General features: G+C 63.2%; 17 protein-coding genes. 12 read left to right on the forward strand and 5 right to left on the reverse strand.

Annotated features, from left to right (window positions below):
* Nucleotides 1-81: 81 nt before the first annotated feature.
* From G559_RS0112825 to G559_RS0112835, 3 genes are read left to right on the forward strand one after another with little or no spacing between them, the layout of a single operon-like run.
* The gene (locus G559_RS0112825) at nucleotides 82-1,269 is read left to right on the forward strand and encodes an amino acid ABC transporter permease (protein ID WP_028628596.1); all 1,188 of its coding nucleotides are present in this window, start codon (nucleotides 82-84) and stop codon (nucleotides 1,267-1,269) included.
* A 10-nt stretch (nucleotides 1,270-1,279) separates the two neighbouring features.
* Complete coding sequence (locus G559_RS0112830) at nucleotides 1,280-2,377, forward strand: amino acid ABC transporter permease (protein WP_028628597.1); 1,098 nt, start codon at nucleotides 1,280-1,282, stop codon at nucleotides 2,375-2,377.
* Nucleotides 2,378-2,387: 10 nt separating this feature from the next.
* Nucleotides 2,388-3,149, forward strand: a complete 762-nt coding sequence (locus G559_RS0112835) for an amino acid ABC transporter ATP-binding protein (RefSeq protein ID WP_028628598.1) — start codon at nucleotides 2,388-2,390, stop codon at nucleotides 3,147-3,149.
* Nucleotides 3,150-3,326: 177 nt separating this feature from the next.
* Here the strand turns inward: G559_RS0112835 and G559_RS0112840 are convergent, their stop codons facing one another.
* From G559_RS0112840 to G559_RS0112860, 5 genes are all read right to left on the reverse strand, one after another.
* Nucleotides 3,327-4,103 carry an ABC transporter substrate-binding protein gene (locus G559_RS0112840; protein WP_028628599.1) on the reverse strand — a complete coding sequence of 259 codons (777 nt, stop codon included), beginning with the start codon at nucleotides 4,101-4,103 and terminating at the stop codon, nucleotides 3,327-3,329.
* Nucleotides 4,104-4,367: 264 nt separating this feature from the next.
* Nucleotides 4,368-4,817, reverse strand: a complete 450-nt coding sequence (moaE, locus tag G559_RS0112845; protein WP_028628600.1) for a molybdopterin synthase catalytic subunit MoaE — start codon at nucleotides 4,815-4,817, stop codon at nucleotides 4,368-4,370.
* Nucleotide 4,818: 1 nt separating this feature from the next.
* The gene (locus G559_RS0112850; RefSeq protein WP_028628601.1) at nucleotides 4,819-5,067 is read right to left on the reverse strand and encodes a MoaD/ThiS family protein; all 249 of its coding nucleotides are present in this window, start codon (nucleotides 5,065-5,067) and stop codon (nucleotides 4,819-4,821) included.
* Between the two features lie 2 nt (nucleotides 5,068-5,069).
* On the reverse strand, nucleotides 5,070-5,540 hold the full coding sequence (gene moaC, locus G559_RS0112855; RefSeq protein WP_028628602.1) for a cyclic pyranopterin monophosphate synthase MoaC: 471 nt from the start codon (nucleotides 5,538-5,540) through the stop codon (nucleotides 5,070-5,072).
* Between the two features lie 81 nt (nucleotides 5,541-5,621).
* Complete coding sequence (locus G559_RS0112860; RefSeq protein ID WP_028628603.1) at nucleotides 5,622-7,013, reverse strand: PhoH family protein; 1,392 nt, start codon at nucleotides 7,011-7,013, stop codon at nucleotides 5,622-5,624.
* A gap of 420 nt (nucleotides 7,014-7,433) precedes the next feature.
* Here G559_RS0112860 and yaaA point away from each other — a divergent pair, with 420 nt between their 5' ends.
* The 9 genes from yaaA (at nucleotide 7,434) to G559_RS0112905 (ending at nucleotide 20,008) form a co-directional block, all read left to right on the forward strand.
* A complete protein-coding gene (gene yaaA, locus G559_RS0112865; protein WP_028628604.1) occupies nucleotides 7,434-8,213 on the forward strand; it encodes a peroxide stress protein YaaA in 780 nt (259 codons plus the stop codon).
* 773 nt (nucleotides 8,214-8,986) lie between these two features.
* Nucleotides 8,987-10,297 carry a GDP-mannose 6-dehydrogenase gene (gene algD / locus G559_RS0112870; RefSeq protein ID WP_028628605.1) on the forward strand — a complete coding sequence of 437 codons (1,311 nt, stop codon included), beginning with the start codon at nucleotides 8,987-8,989 and terminating at the stop codon, nucleotides 10,295-10,297.
* Between the two features lie 57 nt (nucleotides 10,298-10,354).
* A complete protein-coding gene (gene alg8, locus G559_RS0112875) occupies nucleotides 10,355-11,836 on the forward strand; it encodes a mannuronan synthase (RefSeq protein WP_028628606.1) in 1,482 nt (493 codons plus the stop codon).
* Nucleotides 11,837-11,865: 29 nt separating this feature from the next.
* Nucleotides 11,866-13,026, forward strand: a complete 1,161-nt coding sequence (locus G559_RS0112880; RefSeq protein WP_028628607.1) for an alginate biosynthesis protein Alg44 — start codon at nucleotides 11,866-11,868, stop codon at nucleotides 13,024-13,026.
* Between the two features lie 13 nt (nucleotides 13,027-13,039).
* Nucleotides 13,040-14,413, forward strand: coding sequence for an alginate biosynthesis TPR repeat lipoprotein AlgK (gene algK, locus G559_RS0112885; RefSeq protein ID WP_028628608.1), 1,374 nt, complete (start codon nucleotides 13,040-13,042; stop codon nucleotides 14,411-14,413).
* Nucleotides 14,414-14,428: 15 nt separating this feature from the next.
* Nucleotides 14,429-15,874 (forward strand): alginate export family protein, encoded by a 1,446-nt coding sequence (locus tag G559_RS0112890; RefSeq protein WP_028628609.1) that lies wholly within the window; start codon nucleotides 14,429-14,431, stop codon nucleotides 15,872-15,874.
* Between the two features lie 71 nt (nucleotides 15,875-15,945).
* A complete protein-coding gene (gene algG / locus G559_RS0112895) occupies nucleotides 15,946-17,463 on the forward strand; it encodes a mannuronan 5-epimerase AlgG (protein ID WP_371926369.1) in 1,518 nt (505 codons plus the stop codon).
* Between the two features lie 11 nt (nucleotides 17,464-17,474).
* Nucleotides 17,475-18,899: an alginate O-acetyltransferase AlgX-related protein gene (locus tag G559_RS0112900; RefSeq protein WP_028628611.1), complete on the forward strand. Its 1,425-nt coding sequence runs from the start codon at nucleotides 17,475-17,477 to the stop codon at nucleotides 18,897-18,899.
* A 14-nt stretch (nucleotides 18,900-18,913) separates the two neighbouring features.
* The gene (locus tag G559_RS0112905) at nucleotides 18,914-20,008 is read left to right on the forward strand and encodes a mannuronate-specific alginate lyase (RefSeq protein ID WP_028628612.1); all 1,095 of its coding nucleotides are present in this window, start codon (nucleotides 18,914-18,916) and stop codon (nucleotides 20,006-20,008) included.
* The last annotated feature ends 92 nt before the right edge of the window (nucleotides 20,009-20,100 follow it).

Genomic DNA, 20,100 nt, shown 5'->3' on the forward strand with positions numbered 1-20,100 from the left:
TGCCGGGTTCGAGTTCCGTTTCAACGCGAACCCTGGCCGCCGTCCCCCATCCGGCCGGCCAGCGGTTCCCAGAGGGCTGTCATGCAAAAAACTGCCAACGCCCCGCGTGCCCCGAAAGGTTCGATCTGGACCGACCCGAAGGCGCGTGCGTGGCTATTTCAGATCATCGCCGTCGTCGCGGTCGTGGCACTGGGCTGGTACCTGTTCCAGAACACCCAGAACAACCTGCAACAGCGCGGCATCCTGTCCGGCTTCGACTTCCTCGAACAGAGCGCCGGCTTCGGGATATCCCAACACCTGATCGACTACAACGAAAGCAACAGCTACGGCCGCGTTTTCGTCATCGGTCTACTCAATACCCTGCTGGTTTCGGGTATCGGTATCTTCTTCGCCACCATCCTCGGGTTCATCCTGGGCGTAGCGCGGCTGTCGCCGAACTGGCTGGTGCGCAAGCTGGCGACCGTCTACATCGAGACCTTCCGCAACATCCCGCCGCTGCTGCAGATCTTCTTCTGGTACTTCGCGGTGATGCTGCCCATGCCGGGGCCGCGCCAGAGCATGGCCATCGGCGAGCACTTCTTCCTCAACAATCGCGGTCTGTACATGCCGGCACCGACCCAGGCCGATGGCTTCTTGCCTTTCCTGGTCAGCCTGGTGCTAGTGATCCTGGCGATCATCGTCATGGCGCGCTGGGCCAAGGCCAGGCGTGAGGCCACCGGCCAGCGCTTCCCGGTACTGATTACCTCGCTGGCGCTGCTGGTGGTGGTTCCCGGCCTGGTGACAATGCTCTTCGGTTCGCCGTTCGCCTGGAGCATGCCGGTACTGCAGGGCTTCAACTTCCGCGGCGGCTGGGTGGTAATTCCGGAACTGATCGCCCTGACCCTGGCGCTGACGGTCTACACCGCAGCCTTCATCGCAGAAAACGTGCGCTCCGGCATCCAGGCGGTCAGCCACGGACAGACCGAAGCGGCCCGCTCCCTGGGGCTTCCCGCCGCCAAGATCCTGCGCCTGGTCATCATCCCGCAGGCCCTGCGCGTGATCATTCCGCCGCTCACCAGCCAGTACCTGAACCTGGCCAAGAACTCGTCCCTGGCGGCCGGTATCGGCTACCCGGACATGGTCTCGCTGTTCGCCGGTACGGTGCTGAACCAGACCGGCCAGGCGATCGAGGTGATCACCATCACCATGAGCGTCTACCTGGCCATCAGTATCAGCATTTCGCTGCTGATGAACTGGTACAACAAGCGCATCGCGCTGATCGAGCGGTGAGGTCCGAGCCATGACAACACACGTATTCAAGCCCGACCAGCCGCCACCCCGCAGTACCGTGGGCGTAGTCGGCTGGCTGCGCGGCAACCTGTTCTCCAACTGGTTCAACACCCTGCTGACCCTGTTCGCCGTCTACCTGGTGTGGCTGATCGTGCCGCCGTTGCTCCAGTGGGCCTTCTTCCAGGCCGACTGGAATGGCAGCACCCGCGCCGATTGCACCAGCGAAGGCGCCTGCTGGGTCTTCATCAAGATGCGCTTCGCCCAGTTCATGTATGGCTTCTATCCCGAAGCGCTGCGCTGGCGAGTGGACCTGGCGGTGTGGATCGCGATCATCGGCGCCGCGCCGCTGTTCATTCCGCGCTTCCAGCAAAAGGCCAAGTACGGCCTGGCGTTCCTGGTGATCTACCCCCTCGTCGCCTACTGGCTGCTGCACGGCGGCTTCCTCGGCATGAGCACCGTCTCCACCAGCCAGTGGGGCGGCCTGATGCTGACCCTGGTGATCGCCGCGGTGGGTATCGTCGGCGCGCTGCCACTAGGCATCCTGCTGGCACTGGGACGGCGTTCCAACCTGCCGGCGATCAAGGTCATCTGCGTGACCTTCATCGAGTTCTGGCGCGGCGTTCCGCTGATCACCGTGCTGTTCATGTCCTCGGTGATGCTGCCGCTGTTCCTGCCGGAAGGCCTGTCCTTCGACAAGCTGCTGCGGGCGCTGATTGGCGTGATCATGTTCCAGTCGGCCTACATCGCCGAGGTGGTGCGTGGCGGCCTGCAGGCGATCCCCAAGGGCCAGTACGAAGCCGCAGCCGCCATGGGCCTGGGCTACTGGCGGATGATGGGCCTGGTGATCCTGCCGCAAGCCCTGAAGCTGGTAATCCCCGGCATCGTCAACACCTTCATTGCGCTGTTCAAGGACACCAGCCTGGTGATCATCATCGGCCTGTTCGACCTGCTCAACAGCATCAAGCAAGCCACCACCGACCCGGCCTGGCTGGGGATGGCCACCGAAGGCTACGTCTTCGCCGCCCTGGTGTTCTGGATCTTCTGTTTCGGCATGTCCCGCTACTCCATGAGCCTGGAGCGCAAGCTGGACACCGGCCACAAGCGTTAGGAGTCACTCCATGACTGAAGCAAGCAAGAAAACCGCCGGCGAGCCGATCATCCGTCTGCAGGGCGTGAACAAGTGGTACGGCCAGTTCCACGTGCTGAAGGACATCAACCTCGACGTGCAGCAGGGCGAACGCATCGTCCTCTGCGGTCCGTCCGGTTCCGGCAAGTCCACCACCATCCGCTGCATCAACCGTCTCGAAGAGCACCAGCAGGGCCGCATCATCGTCGACGGCACCGAGCTGACCGGCGACCTCAAGCACATCGAGGCGATCCGCAGCGAAGTGGGCATGGTGTTCCAGCACTTCAACCTGTTCCCGCACCTCACCGTGTTGCAGAACTGCACCCTGGCGCCGATGTGGGTGCGCAAGATGCCCAAGCGCCAGGCCGAGGAAATCGCCATGCACTACCTGGAGCGTGTGCGCATTCCCGAGCAGGCCCTGAAATACCCGGGACAACTCTCCGGCGGGCAGCAGCAGCGTGTAGCCATCGCCCGCGCGCTGTGCATGAAGCCGAAGATCATGCTGTTCGACGAACCGACCTCGGCACTTGACCCGGAGATGGTGAAGGAAGTGCTCGACACCATGATCGGCCTGGCCCACGACGGCATGACCATGCTCTGCGTGACCCACGAGATGGGCTTCGCCCGTACCGTGGCCGACCGGGTGATCTTCATGGACAAGGGCGAGATCGTCGAACAGAACGAGCCTCACGCCTTCTTCGATAACCCACAGAACGAGCGGACCAAGCTGTTCCTGGGGCAGATCCTGCATTGAGGATTGGACGCTGAACGAGAAAGGGAACCTTCGGGTTCCCTTTTTCATTTCGCAGGGTGGCGCTGAGCGAAGCGAAGCCCAACAGTTCCCCCAGCATCGTCGGGACGAAAGCATCAGCCGCTTACCAGAATGAAAAAGCCGCGCAATCGCGCGGCTCGTTCGGCAGGGTTCAGCCCTTCAATCGCCGTAGATATCGAAGTCGAAATACTTGGCCTGGATCGCCTGGTACTTGCCGTTCTCACGCAGGGTCTTGATGGCGCTGTTGAATTTCTCCCGCAGCTCGTTATCACCCTTGCGTACCGCGATGCCGGCACCCTCGCCGAAATACTGCGGATCGTTCAGCACCGGGCCGACGAACTCGAAGCCCTTGCCGCTATCGGTCTTGAGGAAGCCTTCGTTGAGCGGGAAGACGTCAGCCAGCACGCCATCCAGACGACCGGAAAGCACATCCAGGTAGATTTCGTTCTGGGTGCTGTAGCGCACGATCTTCACGCCCTTGGGCTCCAGCACCTCGGTGGCGAAGCGGTCGGTGGTGGTGGAGCGCTGGGTGCCGATGGTCTTGCCCACCAGGCTCTTGAACTCGGAATCGACCACGACGCCCTTCTTCATCGCCAGACGCGCCGGGCTGTAGTAGTACTTACCGGTGAAGTCCACGGACTTCTTCCGCTCTTCGGTGATGGTCATGGACGACAGCACAGCGTCCACTTTCTTCACCTTGAGAGAGGGAATCAGGCCATCGAACTCTTGTTCGACCCATTGGCACTTGACCTTCATTTCCTCGCACATGGCGTTGCCGATGTCGTAGTCAAAGCCGGAAATCTGCCCTTCTGGTGTCTTGAAGGCGAAAGGCGGATAGGCAGCTTCGATGCCGATGCGCAGGGGCTTGTCGGCGGCGAAAACGCTGGAGGCCAGCAGGCTCAGGGCAAGGCTGCCCAGCAGAACGAGTTTCTTCATGGTGCGACTCCCGCAGTACGGATGGATGCCCGCCACAGGGCTTGGCGAGCAGGTTCGAAATGGGTTTGCGAGGCAGAAGAAGACGCCGCCGGGGCTGGCCGGCATGGGAATGCTATGGGTAGCTGGCGATGGATCATCGTGTAGGCCGCTAACTTGTACTTATGAGTCCATACTGGACTCAAATGTACACATCGTCAATCACCCATGAAAAAGCCCGGCTGACCGGGCTTTTTCGAACCTACAGAAAAGCAGTTTGCACCAGGCTCATTTCCAGCGCTCGGCCGCCGCCTTGTCGCTGCAGCGCCCTTCTACCCAGCGCGGGCCTTCGGCGGTGTCTTCCCTCTTCCAGAAGGGCGCGCGGGTCTTGAGGTAGTCCATGATGAAGTTGCAGGCGTCGAACGCGGCCTGCCGGTGGGCGCTGGCGGTGCCGACGAAGACGATGGGCTCGCCAGGTTCCAGGCGGCCGACGCGGTGGAGGATATCCACATTGAGCAGCGGCCAGCGCTCCCGTGCCTCAACAGCGATTTTCTCCAGGGCTTTCTCGGTCATGCCCGGATAGTGTTCGAGGAACATCCCCGCCACGTCCTGACCCTCATTGAAATCGCGCACGTAGCCAACGAAGCCGACCACCGCGCCAATGCCGACATTGGCCGCGTGCAGTGCGTTGAGCTCAACACCGGGATCGAAGGCGGTTTCCTGCACGCGAATGGCCATCTCAGCCTCCGGTGACCGTGGGGAAGAAGGCAACCTCGTCGCCATCGGCGAGGGCCTCGTCCAGGCTGCACAGTTCCTGGTTACGGGCGCACATCAGGTTCTGCTCGGCGAGCACCTCCCAAACGCCGCCACGGGCCAACAGGTGCTGACGCAGATCATCCAGCTTCGCGAACGCCGGGTCACAGTTGAGCTGCTCGCCTTCAATGCCGAGCGCTTCACGGTAACGGGCGAAATACTGCACGCGAATCATCATTACTCCCCGGCCTGGTAGTGGCCGCTCTTGCCGCCCAGCTTTTCCAGCAGGCGAACGGTTTCGATGGTCATGCCGCGGTCCACGGCCTTGCACATGTCATAGATGGTCAGGGCGGCAACGCTGGCAGCGGTCAGTGCCTCCATTTCCACACCGGTCTGCCCGGCGAGCTTGCAACGGGCGACGATGCGCACGCAGTCCTCCCCTTCCGCTTCCAGCTCTACCTTGACGCTGGTGAGCATCAGCGGGTGACACAAAGGGATGAGGTCGGAAGTCTTCTTTGCCGCCTGGATGCCGGCAATGCGCGCCACGGCGAACACGTCGCCCTTGGGATGGCCGCCGGCCTGGATCATGGCAAGGGTTTCCGGGCGCATGCGCACACGGGCTTCAGCCGTCGCCTCACGAGAAGTCACCGCTTTGTCGGTGACATCGACCATGTTGGCGCGACCTTCGGAATCGAGATGGGTAAGCACTGCAAGTCTCCTCGGACAGGAGACAGATTGTATACAGAAACCCATACCGGGCGGCAGGTGCCGCCCGGCGGGAGGTGAGGGTCACATGTGAGCTTCGGCGTACTCGGCCAGCACGGAACGCGGCACACCCTGGAGGGTAATGTGCACACCGTGGGGGAAGTCCTTGAAGCGTTCGGTCAGGTAGGTCAGGCCCGAGCTGGGGGCGGAAAGGTAAGGGGTATCGATCTGCGCCAGGTTGCCCAGGCAGATCACCTTGGACCCGGTGCCGGCACGGGTGATGATGGTTTTCATCTGGTGCGGCGTCAGGTTCTGGCACTCATCGATGATGATCAGGCTCTGCTGGAAGCTGCGGCCGCGGATGTAGTTCAGGGATTTGAACTGCAGCGGCACCTTGCTGAGGATGTAATCCACGCTGCCGTGGGTGTTCTCGTCATCCATGTGCAAGGCTTCAAGGTTGTCGGTGATCGCTCCCAGCCAGGGCTCCATCTTCTCCGCCTCGGTGCCGGGCAGGAAGCCGATTTCCTGGTCCAGGCCCTGCACGCTGCGGGTGGCGATGATGCGACGGTAACGCTTGCTGACCATGGTCTGCTCGATAGCCGCGGCCAGCGCCAGGATGGTCTTGCCGGAACCCGCCGCGCCGCTGAGGTTGACCAGGTGGATATCCGGGTCCAACAACGCGTAGAGCGCCAACGCCTGATACACATCGCGCGGACGCAGGCCCCAGGCTTCCTGATGCAGCAGTGGCTCCTGGTGCAGGTCGAGGATCAGCAGTTCATCGGCCTTGATGCCCTTGATCCAGCCAACGAAACCCTGCTCGTCGACGATGAACTCGTTGACGTGTACCGCCGGCAGGTTGTCGGTGAGCTGTACCCGGTGCCAGGTGCGTCCGTGGTCCTGACGGGTCTCGACCTTGCTCACGCGGTCCCAGAAGGAGCCCGGCATGTCGTGATAGCCACGGGACAGCAGGGACACATCGTCCACCAACTGGTCGGTGTGGTAGTCCTCCGAGTCGATCCCGCACGCCCGCGCCTTCAGGCGCATGTTGATATCCTTGGTCACCAACACCACGGACATGCCTGGCCTGCGGCTCTTCAGCTCCACCAGTTGGTTGATGATCTTGTTGTCGTTGAGGTCTTCGGGCAGCCAGGTGATGGGGGCTGCGCTCTTGCTCATGAGGATCGAGAGGAAGCCGCAAGGGCCGCTTTTCTCTCGCTGGATGGGTACTCCGTGCTCCACTTCCTCAGGGGTGGCGCCACTGAGGATCTTGTCGATGTTACGGATGGCCTGCCTGCATTCAGCGGCAACGCCCTGTTTACCGGTCTTGAGCTTGTCCAGTTCCTCCAGCACGGTCATCGGAATGGCCACGTGGTGTTCCTGGAAATTGAACAATGCGTTGGGATCGTGAATCAGGACGTTGGTGTCGAGCGCGTACAAGGTTGGAGCGGTAGGGCGGGAGCGTCCGTGGTCATCCATACTCGGTCACCTTCTTATAGGGCCAAGCGACGGAATGCCAGGCTGGCGCTCCGCCGCGGAGCGCCGCCGACTTCCCCCTTCCGGGTCATGCCGTTCGGGGGATGCTGCCAACAGGGTGAGGGCCGATGGCCGCCACCTGTCTGCAGGGTTCGGCGGTCTGCTTTGTTAATACTCCATTCGGGATGACAGAAAAAAGAACTTTTTTGCCTGTACGCGTCTTTTTTCACACCACGACAAAAACCCCTTGGCGCGTAGGAAAGTGCCCGTTAAAGTCGAAAGTCCCCTCCCCAAGAATCCCCCCGAATTTTCCGTCCCTGGCGGTCGATCCGCCTGAGGCGTCCCGTCTGCCTATCGGCGGTATAGGTGGAGCCAACACACGCAAATCCCTAGAATCGTCGCGTTCCCGAAGGAGACGATTCGATGCTGTTGGTGATTTCCCCTGCCAAGACCCTGGACTACCAGACCCCGCCGGTCACCTCGCGCCATACCCAGCCTGAGTTCCTCGACCACGCCCAGGAGCTGATCCAGCAACTGCGCGAGCTCAGCCCTGCGCAGATCGCCGAGCTGATGCACCTGTCCGACAAACTCGCCGGCCTCAACGCCGCCCGCTATGGCAGCTGGCACCCGGACTTCACCCCGGACAACGCCAAACAGGCCCTGTTGGCCTTCAAGGGCGACGTCTACACCGGACTCAACGCCGAAGATTTCAGCGAAGCCGACTTCGACTTCGCCCAGCAGCACCTGCGCATGCTCTCCGGCCTTTACGGCCTGCTGCGCCCGCTGGACCTGATGCAGCCCTACCGCCTGGAAATGGGCACCAAGCTGGCCAATGCCCGCGGCAAGGACCTCTACGCCTTCTGGGGCGAGCGCATCAGTGGCTGGCTCAGCGAAGCCCTGGCGGCCCAGGGCGACGACATCCTGCTCAACCTGGCCTCTAACGAATACTTCAGCTCGGTGAAGCGCAAGGCGCTGAACGCCCGCATCATCGACACCGAGTTCAAGGACCTGAAGAACGGCCAGCACAAGATCATCAGCTTCTACGCCAAGAAGGCCCGTGGCCTGATGGCCCGCTACGTGATCAAGGAGCGCCTGCGGGACCCCGAAGGCCTGAAGGACTTCAATTACCAGGGCTACCGCTACTCCGTGGAGCATTCCAAGCCGGACAGCCTGGTGTTCCTGCGCGACCATCCCGAAGATTGATGCAAACAACCCCGCCGCCCGGCGGGGTTCTTGTTTCCGCCCCTGGAAGCGTAACTTCCCGCCCCGCCCCGCCTGCCGCCTCCGCCGTTGGACTTCGCTGCGCTCTGCCCAACCTGCGAGCGCACGCCAATCAACTCCTGCGTGCCACGTAATTGCCACTGCAGTTTCCAATATCACTTCAAGATCATATGGCCGGCACACATACCATTTTAATACTGGCCAACATGCTGACTTATAGTGGCCAACTTGCAAAATGCAATCACTGAAATCCTGCAATTTGCACTATCTGGAACTTTTCCCAAGCAAGCCAACTCTGAGAATGCCACCGAGCAGACATAGGGCGTAGTCAAAAAACTGCAATAAGCAAATTCAGGGACGAACGGTAGGAACTATCCGAAAAGACGGACACTCATACCCCCGTGACTTAATTCTTCACACCATATTTCGGTGTGATCTCAAACTGCCTTGGTAACTATCGGCGCACAGCCGAGGGGTAGTTTTTATCTGGTGAAAACCAAATAAGTTGATTAAGGAGAAGCGCAACAAACTCGACCTACTGGACAAAACCAACGAGCCAGAGCCCTTGCGGCGATCAGCTCAGGACTCTACCCGGGCAAGCGTAACGACATGCCCTGTTCAGGCGCCCTAACTTTGGCGTCCGGTATTAATCATGCCTGTGCACTGGAAAGTTGCAGTTGCGACATAACAGTGCAAACGGAAGTGACACTAACGTCACATATTAAACAGCGTGCTGAAAGGACGAGGTGAATACGATGCGAATCAGCATCTTCGGTTTGGGCTATGTTGGTGCAGTGTGCGCCGGCTGCCTCTCTGCTCGTGGTCATGAAGTTGTCGGCGTCGACGTTTCTCAGACCAAGATCGACCTGATCAACAATGGCAAATCGCCCATTGTCGAACCGGGTCTGGAAGAACTTCTTCAACAAGGCGTAAAAACCGGCCGCCTGCGCGGCACCACCGATGTTGCCGGTGCGGTGCGTGAAACCCAGGTGTCTTTCATCTGCGTCGGTACCCCGAGCAAGAAGAACGGTGACCTGTCCCTGGATTACATCGAAGGCGTTTGCCGCGAGATCGGCTTCGCCCTGCGCGACAAGGCCGAGCGCCACACCGTCGTGGTGCGCAGCACTGTGCTGCCGGGCACCGTGAAGAATGTGGTGATCCCGATCATCGAAGACTGCTCCGGCAAGAAGGCCGGCGTCGACTTCGGCGTGGCGGTGAACCCCGAGTTCCTCCGCGAAAGCACCGCGATCAAGGACTACGACTACCCGCCCATGACCGTCATCGGTGAGCTGGACAAGGCTGCCGGCGACGTACTCGAGACCCTGTACCGCGAACTCGACGCGCCGATCATCCGCAAGGACATCGAAGTGGCCGAGATGATCAAGTACACCTGCAACGTCTGGCACGCGGCCAAGGTCACCTTCGCCAACGAGATCGGCAATATCGCCAAGGCCGTTGGCGTCGATGGCCGCGAAGTGATGGACGTGGTCTGCCAGGACAACAAGCTCAACCTGTCCAAGTACTACATGCGCCCCGGCTTCGCCTTCGGCGGTTCCTGCCTGCCCAAGGACGTGCGTGCGCTGAACTACCGCGCCACCTCGCTGGACGTGGACTCCCCGCTGATCGGCTCGCTGATGCGCAGCAACGCCGGCCAGGTGCAGAAGGCGTTCGACATCATCTCCGGCCATGACAAGCGCAAGGTCGCCCTGCTCGGCCTGTCCTTCAAGGCGGGTACCGATGACCTGCGTGAAAGCCCGCTGGTGGAGCTGGCCGAGATGCTGATCGGCAAGGGTTTCGACCTCAGCATCTACGACCGCAACGTCGAGTACGCCCGCGTCCATGGCGCCAACAAGGACTACATCGAGTCGAAGATCCCCCACGTGTCGTCGCTGCTGGACAGCAACTTCGACTCGGTGGTCGACAAGGCCGACATCATCGTCCTGGGCAACCGTGACGAACTGTTCGCCCCGCTGGCCCAGAAGGCGCCGGCCGGCAAGCAGGTGATCGACCTGGTGGGCTTCATGCCAAAGGGCACCCAAGGCAACGCCGAGGGGATCTGCTGGTAAGCGCCCTGCCCCCTCCCACCCGGGAGGGGGCATCCGCAACGAGCCCGGGACGATTCTATGGACAAGATCAAGCATGGCCTGCTCGAAGCCTCGGGCTGGCTGTTCTACCTCATCGCGCTGATGCTGCTGGCACTGGCTTTGCCCAAGTCGGTGTTCGACCCCGACTCCAAGCACTTCCTGCTGCTGATCGGGGCTGTGGGCATTTGGCGCTACTCCATGGGCGCCCTGCACTTCGTGCGCGGCACGCTGTTCCTCTACGTCGTCTACCCCTGGTACAAGCGGCGCCTGGCCAAGCTCGGCAACGCGGCCGACCCGTCCCACGTATTCCTGCTGGTGACCAGCTTCCGCATCGAGGCCCTGACCACTGCAATGGTCTACCGCTCGGTGATCCAGGAAGCCATCGACTGCGGCTATCCGACCACCGTGGTCTGCTCCATCGTCGAACTCTCCGATGAACTGCTGGTGAAGAACCTCTGGGCCAAGCTGGCACCGCCTTCGCGGGTCAAGCTGGACTTCGTACGCATTCCCGGCACCGGCAAGCGCGACGGCCTGGCCTACGGCTTCCGCGCCATTTCCCGGCAGTTGCCGGACGAGAACGCGGTGGTGGCGGTGGTCGACGGCGACACGGTGCTGGCCGAAGGCGTGGTGAAGAAGACCGTGCCCTGGTTCAAGCTCTTCCCGAATGTCGGCGGCCTGACCACCAATGAGTTCTGCGAAGTGCGCGGCAGCTACATCATGAGCGAGTGGCACAAGCTGCGCTTCGCCCAGCGCCACCTCAACATGTGCTCGATGGCGCTCTCCAAGCGCGTGCTGACCATGACCGGCCGTATGTCGGTGTTCCGCGCCCAGGTAGTGACCGACCCGGACTTCATCGCCGACGTGGAAAGCGACCACCTCGACCACTGGCGCCTGGGGCGTTTCCAGTTCCTCACCGGTGACGACAAGTCCAGCTGGTACAGCCTGATGCGCCTGGGCTACGACACCTTCTATGTGCCGGACGCAGCGATCAACACGGTCGAGCACCCGCCGGAGAAGAGCTTCATCAAGGCCAGCCGCAAATTGATGTTCCGCTGGTACGGCAACAACCTGAGGCAGAACTCCCGCGCCCTGGCGCTCGGTCCGCGTCGCCTCGGCTGGTTCACCACCGTGGTACTGGCCGACCAGCGCGCGTCGATGTGGACCTGCCTGCTGGGCCTGGCCGTGGCCATCATCGCCAGCCTGAAGTACAGCATCGCCTACCTGCTGGTGTACCTGCTGTGGATCGGCCTCACCCGCTTCGTCCTGACCCTGTTGCTCAGCATCACCGGGCACCGGATCGGGCCGGCCTATCCCTTGATCCTCTATTACAACCAGATCGTCGGAGCGCTGGTGAAGATCTACGTCTTCTTCCGCCTCGACCAGCAGTCCTGGACCCGCCAGAACACCAAGCTCAACCGTGACCTCGCCAGCTTCTCGCGCTGGTTCAACACCTGGTCCTCACGCGCCATGACCTTCTCCGCAACCAGCGTATTCATCGCCACGCTGCTGGCGATCGTGTGAGCACAAGGAACCTGACAGGAATCGAAGCCATGAATACAGCCGTCAATCTCAATGTGGTGCATGAATCCGAAGCCCAGCGCCAGCATGCGCGGGTGAAGATCCCGGGCAAAGTCCGCTACATCGCCCGTGGCGAACGCTTCGAGGCGTCGCTGCTGGACGTTTCCGCCGGCGGCTTCGCCTTTACCGCTGGCCGCGCGGGCGCCCATGTCGGCGACCACCACAAAGGCCGCCTGATGTTCCAGATCGACGGCCTCAGCCTGGGCCTTGACGTGGAGTTCCAGGTACGCGCCGTGGACACCCGCAACGAGCGCATCGGCTGCGTCTTCCACAACCTGCAACCGCGCGACATCGCCACCCTGCGCTACCTGATCAGCTCGCACCTTTCCGGCGAACTGGTCAGCGCCGGCGACCTGCTCAACACCCTGCAGCGCGAGAACTTCACCAAGCCGCGCAAAGCCGGGGCCGGCGGCGGCATGGGCGCCCTGGGCCGCCTGAAGGCCGTCAGCTTCAGCCTCGGCATCTTCGTCATCGGCGTCGGCGCCTTTGCGTACATCACCAAGTCCCTCTACGGCCTCTACTTCGTCACCCATGCCGACTCGGCCATGGTCGCGGTGCCCTCCATGCAGGTCACCATGCCCCGCGAAGGTACCGTGCAGAGCCTGGTGGGCCCGGATGCCAGCGTCGAGAAAGGCGCCCCTATCGCGTCCTTCAGCGCCACCATGCTGGAAATGCTCAAGGGTCACCTGACGGACGCTCAACTGTCGCCGCGCAATGTCGAAGAACTCTTCGGCAAGCAGATGAAGGGCACGCTCACCAGCCCCTGCAACTGCAAGATCGCCCGCCAACTCGTCGCCGATGGCCAGTTCGCCAGCAAGGGCGACGTGATATTCGAACTGGTGCCCCAGGACACCCAGGCCACCGTGCAGGCGCGCTTCCCCTTCCGCAACATCGCCCAGGCCAAGCCAGGTGCTCGCGTCACCTTCCAGGTGGCCGGCGAAGACCAGGTGCGCCACGGCAAGATCCTCAGCAGCAACCTGCATGACGGCAGCATGTCCGCCGACATCCGCGCCACCGTCCAGCCCGACGAGCCGCTGCCCAGCAGCCTCGCCGGCCAGCCGGTGGAAGTCAGCATCGATCGCGGCCCGTCCCTTGACTGGCTGATCGACCGTGCCCTGGCGGCCGGCTTCTGAGGAGGGCACCGCCATGGCCCATCACACCCCCCCTGTCCTGCTGCTGGCTGCGGCTATCGCCCTGGCCGGCTGCGCCGGGCTGCCCGACGAACGCCTCGCCCGCGAAGCCCTGAAGCGCGGTGACAGCGCCACCGCCGAGCAGAACTTCCGCCAGTTGGCCGAGCTCGGTTATGCCGATGCCGCGGTCGGCCTGGCCGACCTGCAGGTGGCCAGCGGCGACCCCGAGCAACTCGCCAAGGCCGAGCAAACCTACCGCCAGGCCATGGACCAGTCACCGCGCGCCAAAGCCCGCCTGGGCAAGCTGCTGGCGCGCAAGACCGAGCTGAGCCAGGCGGAGCGCCGCGAAACGGCGCAACTGCTGGAGGAGTCCTTCGCTGCGGGTGAGGAGACCAGCCTGCTGCCGCTGGTGATGCTCTACCTGCAGTACCCGCAGGACTTCCCCTCCGTGAACGTGCCCGCACGCATCGCCCAATGGCGCGCCGAAGGACACACCCAGGCCGAGCTGGCGCAGATTCTCTTCTATCGCACCCAGGGCACCTACGATCAGCACCTGGGCGAGATCGAGCAGATCTGCACCCGCAGCCTGGCCCTGGCCGACGTCTGCTACGTCGAGCTGGCCACGGTCTACCAGAAGCAAGGCAAGGCTGACGCCCAGCAGAAACTGCTGGATGGCCTGATGTCCGGCTACCACGCCGGGCGCATCCCCGCCCAGCGCGTGGAGTCAGTGGCCCAGGTGCTCGCCGATGCCGAACTCGGCAAGCCCGACGAAGGCAAGGCCCAGGCCATGCTCGAGGAACTGGCCCCGGCCTACCCCGCCGCCTGGGTCAGCCTGGCCAAGTTGCTCTACGAGTATCCGGCGCTCGGTGATACCGAGCAGATGCTGGGTTACCTGGAAAAGGGCCGTGCCGCGTCCCTGCCCCGCGCCGAACTGCTGCTGGGTCGCCTCCACTACGAGGGCAAGCTGGTCCCCCTGGACCCGCGCAAGGCCGAGGAGCACCTGCTCAAGGCCGCACCCACCGAGCCCAGCGCCAACTACCTGCTGGGCCAGATCTACCTGCGCGGCTACCTGGGCGACATCGCCCCGGACAAGGCCCTGGAGCACCTGCTCAGCGCCGCCCGCAACGGCCAGATCAATGCCGACTTCGCCCTCGGCCAGATGTACACCCAAGGCAAGGGCATCCAACCCAACCTGGTCAACGCCTACGTCTTCAGCCAACTCGCCCTGCCCAAGAACACGCCGCAGGCCCTGGAGCTGGCGCAACGCGTGGAACAGCAACTGCCGCAGGCCGAGCGTGCCCGCGCCGAGCAACTGCTGCGCGAAGAGCGCCAGGTGCGCGGTGCAACGGCACCGGACGCCGCCCAGATGCAAGCCATGCAGACCCAATAAGGACACGTACTGACGATGAACACCAAACCCTGGATTCGCGCCGGCCTGGGCCTGTCCCTGCTGGCCGCGGGCATCGCCCACGCCGCCCAGCCCGAGGGCAGGAATTTCGGCCTGGACGTGAAGATCACCGCCCAGTCGGAAGACGACCGTGACCTCGGCACCCGCGACGGGGGCGATGTCAACGGCATCGGTCTCGACCTGCGTCCCTGGGTCTATGGCGAACGTGGCGACTGGAGCGCCTTCGCCATGGGCCAGGCGGTCACCGCCACCGATATCGTCGAAACGGACACCCTGGAGTCCGGCGACATCGAAGCCGACGCCGGCCAGCGCAACAATGGCCGCGAGCCGGACAAGAGCTACCTGGCGATGCGCGAGTTCTGGGTCGACTACGGCGGCCTCACCGCTTACCCGGGTGAGCACCTGCGCTTCGGCCGCCAGCGCGTGCGCAGCGAGGAAGGCACCTGGTGGGACACCAACATCGAAGCCTTGCGCTGGAGCTTCGACACCACCCTGCTGCGCGCCCATGCCGGCGTCGCCGAGCGCTTCAGCGAGTACCGCACCGACATCGACGAACTGGCCCCGGAAGACGAAGATCGCCAACACTTCTTCGGCGACATTTCCACCCAATGGCGCCCAGGCCACTGGGTCGGCGCCAAGCTGCACCACAGCCGCGACAACGGCGACTTGCCCAACGTGGGCGAAGAAGTCGATGAACTGGATAAACGCACCACCGGCGACCTGACCTGGCTGGGCCTGGAAGCCGATGGCGGCTTCTTCGATCGCCGCTCCACGCAACCCCTGAACTACTGGGCGCAGGCCACCTGGCTGACCGGCGATGTGGACGAACTGCAGCAGTCAGCCGTGGGCGACCAGACCCTCGCCGCCGGCTCACGCAATGTCGATGTGGACGCCTGGGCGATCGACCTCGGCCTGCGCTGGAACATCGATGACCAGTGGAAGGTCGGCGGTGCCTATGCCCGCGGCAGCGGTGGTGGCGATGACGACAGCTCCGAGCAATTCCGCCAGACCGGGCTGGAGAGCAACCGCTCCAACTTCACCGGTACCGAAGCCCGCATGCACCGCTTCGGCGAAGCCTTCCGTGGCGAATTGAGCAACCTGCAAGTGGCGACCGCCTTCACCTCCTGGCAGTTGGGCGAGGACTACGACGCGAGCGTCGTCTACCACCGTTTCTGGCGCGTGGACGACAACCAGGACGTCGGCCAGAGCGGAATCATCGCGCCGCTGGAAGACGGCGAGAAAGACATCGGCCAGGAGATGGACCTGGTGGTCACCAAGTACTTCAAACAGGGCCTGCTGCCCGCCTCCATGGCCGAACACCTGGACGAGCGCTCTGCCCTGGTGCGTTTGCGTGGCGGCGTGTTCAAGCCGGGCGATGCCTATGGCAGCGGCACCGACTCGCTGATGCACCGCGCCTTCGTCGATTTCATCTGGCGCTTCTGATGGACATCCGGCGCAACGGAGGAACAGCCATGAAACGTGGCATGGGAACCACATTGCTGGTGGGCGGTGTCATGCTCGGCGCCCTGCAGATGGCCGCGCCCTGGGTCCAGGGCGCGGAGCTGACCCAGGAACTGAAGCCGATCAAGAACTACACGGTGTCCACCGCGCCGGTGGAGCAGCTGCATCTGGAGACGCCGAAACTGCCGGATTTGTCCGGCTACACCCTGGCGGCGGTGGAAGCGAAGATCGATCGCAACACCCGCGGCCGCGTGGTGGTCAGGCGCATGCTCCAGCAAGACGCACTGAAGGACTTCATCGGCGGCGACGAGCGTCTGCGTGAATGGGTCAAGCGCCAGCAAGGCATGCCCCAGGCGATCTTCGTCGAGGGCGGTTACGTGACCCCGGCGGACCTGGCGAAAGCCCTGCCGGACAGCCAGTTCAGCGAGACCGAGCCGGGCGTCTACATTGCCCGCCTGCCCGTCGTGGTGGCCCAGGGTGCGAGCCTGCAGATCGGCAAGGAAACCAAGGACTTCCGCCTCTCGCAGGAACGCGGCGCCTTCCTGGTCAACGACGGCAAGCTGTTCATCACCGGCAGCCAGCTCACCGCCTGGCGTGAAAAGGACAAATCCCCCGCCTGGTTCCGCAAGCCCGAGGAGTTCCGCCCGTTCCTGGTGTCCTGGGGTGGCAGCGAGCTGTATATCGTCGGCAGCAAGGTCACCAGCCTGGGCTACGACAACTCCAAGTCCTACGGCGTCTCCATCACCCAGTACACCCCGGGCCAGGCCGCGCGCCTGAAGCGCCCGGCCCCCACCGGCTGGCTGCTGGACTCGGAGTTCGTCGACCACTGGTACGGCTTCTACTGCTTCGAAGCGGCGGATGTGGTCATCAAGGGCAACACCTACCGCGACAACATCGTCTACGGCATCGACCCGCACGACCGATCCCACGGTCTGATCATCGCGCACAACACCGTGCACGGGACCAGGAAGAAGCACGGCATCATCATTTCCCGTGAGGTGGACGACAGCTGGATCGTCCACAACAAGAGCTACGACAACAAGCTCTCGGGCATCGTGATCGACCGTAACTCGGTGAACAATCTCGTGGCCTGGAACGAGGTGTACCAGAACCACGCCGACGGCATCACGATCTACGAAAGCTCGAACAACCTGCTCTGGGGCAACAAGATCCTCAGCAACCAGCGCCACGGCATCCGCGTGCGCAACAGCGTGAACATCCGCCTGTACGAAAACCTCTCGGCAGCCAACGGCCTGACCGGCGTGTACGGCCACATCAAGGACCTCTCCGACACCGACCGGAACATCGAACTCGACCCCTTCGATACCAAGGTCTCGATGATCCTGGTGGGCGGCAAACTCGCCGGCAACGGTTCCAGCCCCCTCTCCATCGACTCGCCCCTGTCGGTCGAGCTGTACCGCGTGGAGCTGCTCGCCCCGAGCAAATCCACCGGCATCAGCTTCGCCGGCATCCTCGGCGAAAAGCAGGACGAAATCCTCGACCTGATGGTGCGCCGCAAGCAGGCGGTGCTGATCGACCCCGTCGAAAGCCAGGCCGAACTCCAGGATTGAGGTACGAGATCATGCAAAGACTTTCCCGCTACTGGTTCACCCCCTCCGCCCTGGCCGCCGCCCTGCTGGCCGCCGCCCAGGGTGCTCAAGCGGCACCCGAATACAGCGTGCAACGCACCGGTCCGCTCTGCGCCGTGGCGCAGAACCCGGCCACCTACAACACCAAGTACCTGAGCTTCTTCACCACCCTCGTGCAGGGTCAGGACGACTGGTTGTTCCGGACCCAGTACGACCTGCGTACCGACTTCGGCACCACGCCTTATGGCTGGAGCCAGTTCCGCCGCCTGCGCGATGCGCTGAAGGCCAAGGGCGTCGAGCTGATGGTGGTCTACCAGCCCACCCGTGGCCTGATCAATCGCGAGAAACTCACACCGGAAGAGAAGCGCCACTTCAACTACGACCTGGCGAAGAAGAACTATCTCGCCGCCGTGGAGCAGTTCCGCAAGGCCGGTATCTGGGCCACCGACCTCTCGCCACTGTTCGATGAGCAGGGCGTGGGCACCGACTACTACTTCAAGGCGGACCACCACTGGACGCCGGCCGGCGCCGAGCGAACCGCCAAGCTGGTGGCCGAAACCCTGAAGCAGATCCCCGGCTTCAACGACATCCCGAAGAAGGACTTCCAGAGCAAGGTGGTCGGCCTGCTGCCCAAGGCCGGCACCCTGCACAAGACCGCCGGCCAGCTCTGCGGCACCAGCTACGCCACCCAGTACGTCGACCGCTTCGAGACCGAAGCGGCAGGCGACGGCGGCGACAGCCTGTTCGGCGATGAGTCCAATCCGCAGGTCACCCTGGTAGGCACCAGTAACAGCGGCCCGGCCTACAACTTTGCCGGCTTCCTGCAGCAGCACAGCGGCGCCGAAGTACTCAACATGGCGGTCAGCGGCGGCGGCTTCGACAGTGCCCTGCTGCAGTACATGAGCAGCAAGGAGTTCCACGAGAACCCGCCCAAGGTGCTGATCTGGGAGTTCGCCACCCACTACGACATGGCGCAGAAGAGTTTCTACCGACAGGCGGTGCCCCTGGTGAACAACGGCTGCGAGGGCCGTCCGGTGGCGCTTAAGAACAGGATGAAGCTGCGCCCCGGCGCCAACGAAGTGCTGGTCAACGGCAAGGGCTCGGCCCTGCGTGACCTGCGCGGGCGCGACTACCAGGTGGACCTGACCTTCAGCGACCCGTCGGTGCACGAGTCCAAGGCCACCATCTGGTACCTCAACGGCCGCCGCGAGAACTTCAAGCTGGAACAGAGCGACCGCGTCGACACCGGCGGCCGCTACGTCTTCGAGCTGCGCAACGACCCGGACTGGGCCGACCTGAACCTGCTCGCCCTGGAAATCCACAGCCCCGAACAGACGCCCCAGGACCTCAGCGTCGAGGTGAGCGTCTGCGCACGTCCCGGCAAGGGCGGGGACAACCTCACGGCCACGGCCGAATGAGGAAGGAGGAATCCATGAAACGACCCTGGCTGATCGCTCCCCTCTTCGCCGGCATCCTGCTCGCAGGGCAAAGCCACGCCGCCGACCTGGTGCCGCCCAAGGGCTACTACGCCCCTGTGGATATCGACGCCAAATCCGCTGGCAGCTGCAAGTCGCCACCCGCGCCCTACACCGCCAAACTGGAGTTCCGCAGCAAGTACGAGGGCTCCGACAAGGCCCGCGCCACGCTCAATCCGACGGCGGAGAAAGCCTTCCGCGAGAAGACCGCCGCCATCACCGAGATGGAGCGCGGCGTCAGCAAGATGGTCATGGAATACATGCGCAAGGGTCAGCGCACCCAGCTCGAATGCACCCTGCAGTGGCTGGGCAACTGGGCCCAGGCCAACGCCCTGCTGAGCACGGAGTACAACCACACCGGCAAGTCGATGCGCAAATGGGCGCTGGGCAGCATGGCCTCGGCTTACCTGCACCTGAAGTTCTCCGAATCGCAGCCGCTGGCGCCCTACCGCGCCCAGACCCAGGTGATCGAGTCCTGGTTCTCGCGCCTGGCCGATCAGGTGGTGCATGACTGGAACGGCCTGCCACTGAAGAAGATCAACAACCACTCCTACTGGGCCGCCTGGTCGGTGATGGCCTCCGCCGTGGCGACCAACCGCCAGGATCTCTTCGACTGGTCGGTGGCGCAGTTCCGCGTGGCAGCCGGCCAAGTGGACCAGGACGGTTTCCTGCCCAACGAACTCAAGCGCAAGCAACGCGCGCTGGCCTATCACAACTACAGCCTGCCGCCGCTCGCCATGGTCGCCAGCTTCGCCCAGGCCAACGGCGTGGACCTGCGCGAAGAGAACGACGGTGCCCTGCGCCGCCTTGGCGAGAACGTCATCGCCGGCGTGAATGACCAGGAAGCCTTCATTGATAAAACCGGCGACGACCAGGACATGAGCGAGCTGAAAAAGCACGCCAAGTTCTCCTGGCTCGAACCCTGGTGCTCGCTCTACGCCTGCTCAGCCAAAACCCTCGCGTGGAAGGTCGAGATGGGCCCCTACAAGACCTTCCGCCTCGGCGGGGATGTGACCCAGGTGTTCCATCCAAAGAAGGAGGGTGGGAGTTAGCGACAACCCCTCTCCCCCTGGCCGGGAGAGGGGCGCAAAAACGCCCCCGCCCAACGTGGCGGGACTGAAATCAAACGTTCACTGGAGAGACT

The organism is Metapseudomonas resinovorans DSM 21078 (assembly GCF_000423545.1).
Classification (GTDB): domain Bacteria; phylum Pseudomonadota; class Gammaproteobacteria; order Pseudomonadales; family Pseudomonadaceae; genus Metapseudomonas; species Metapseudomonas resinovorans.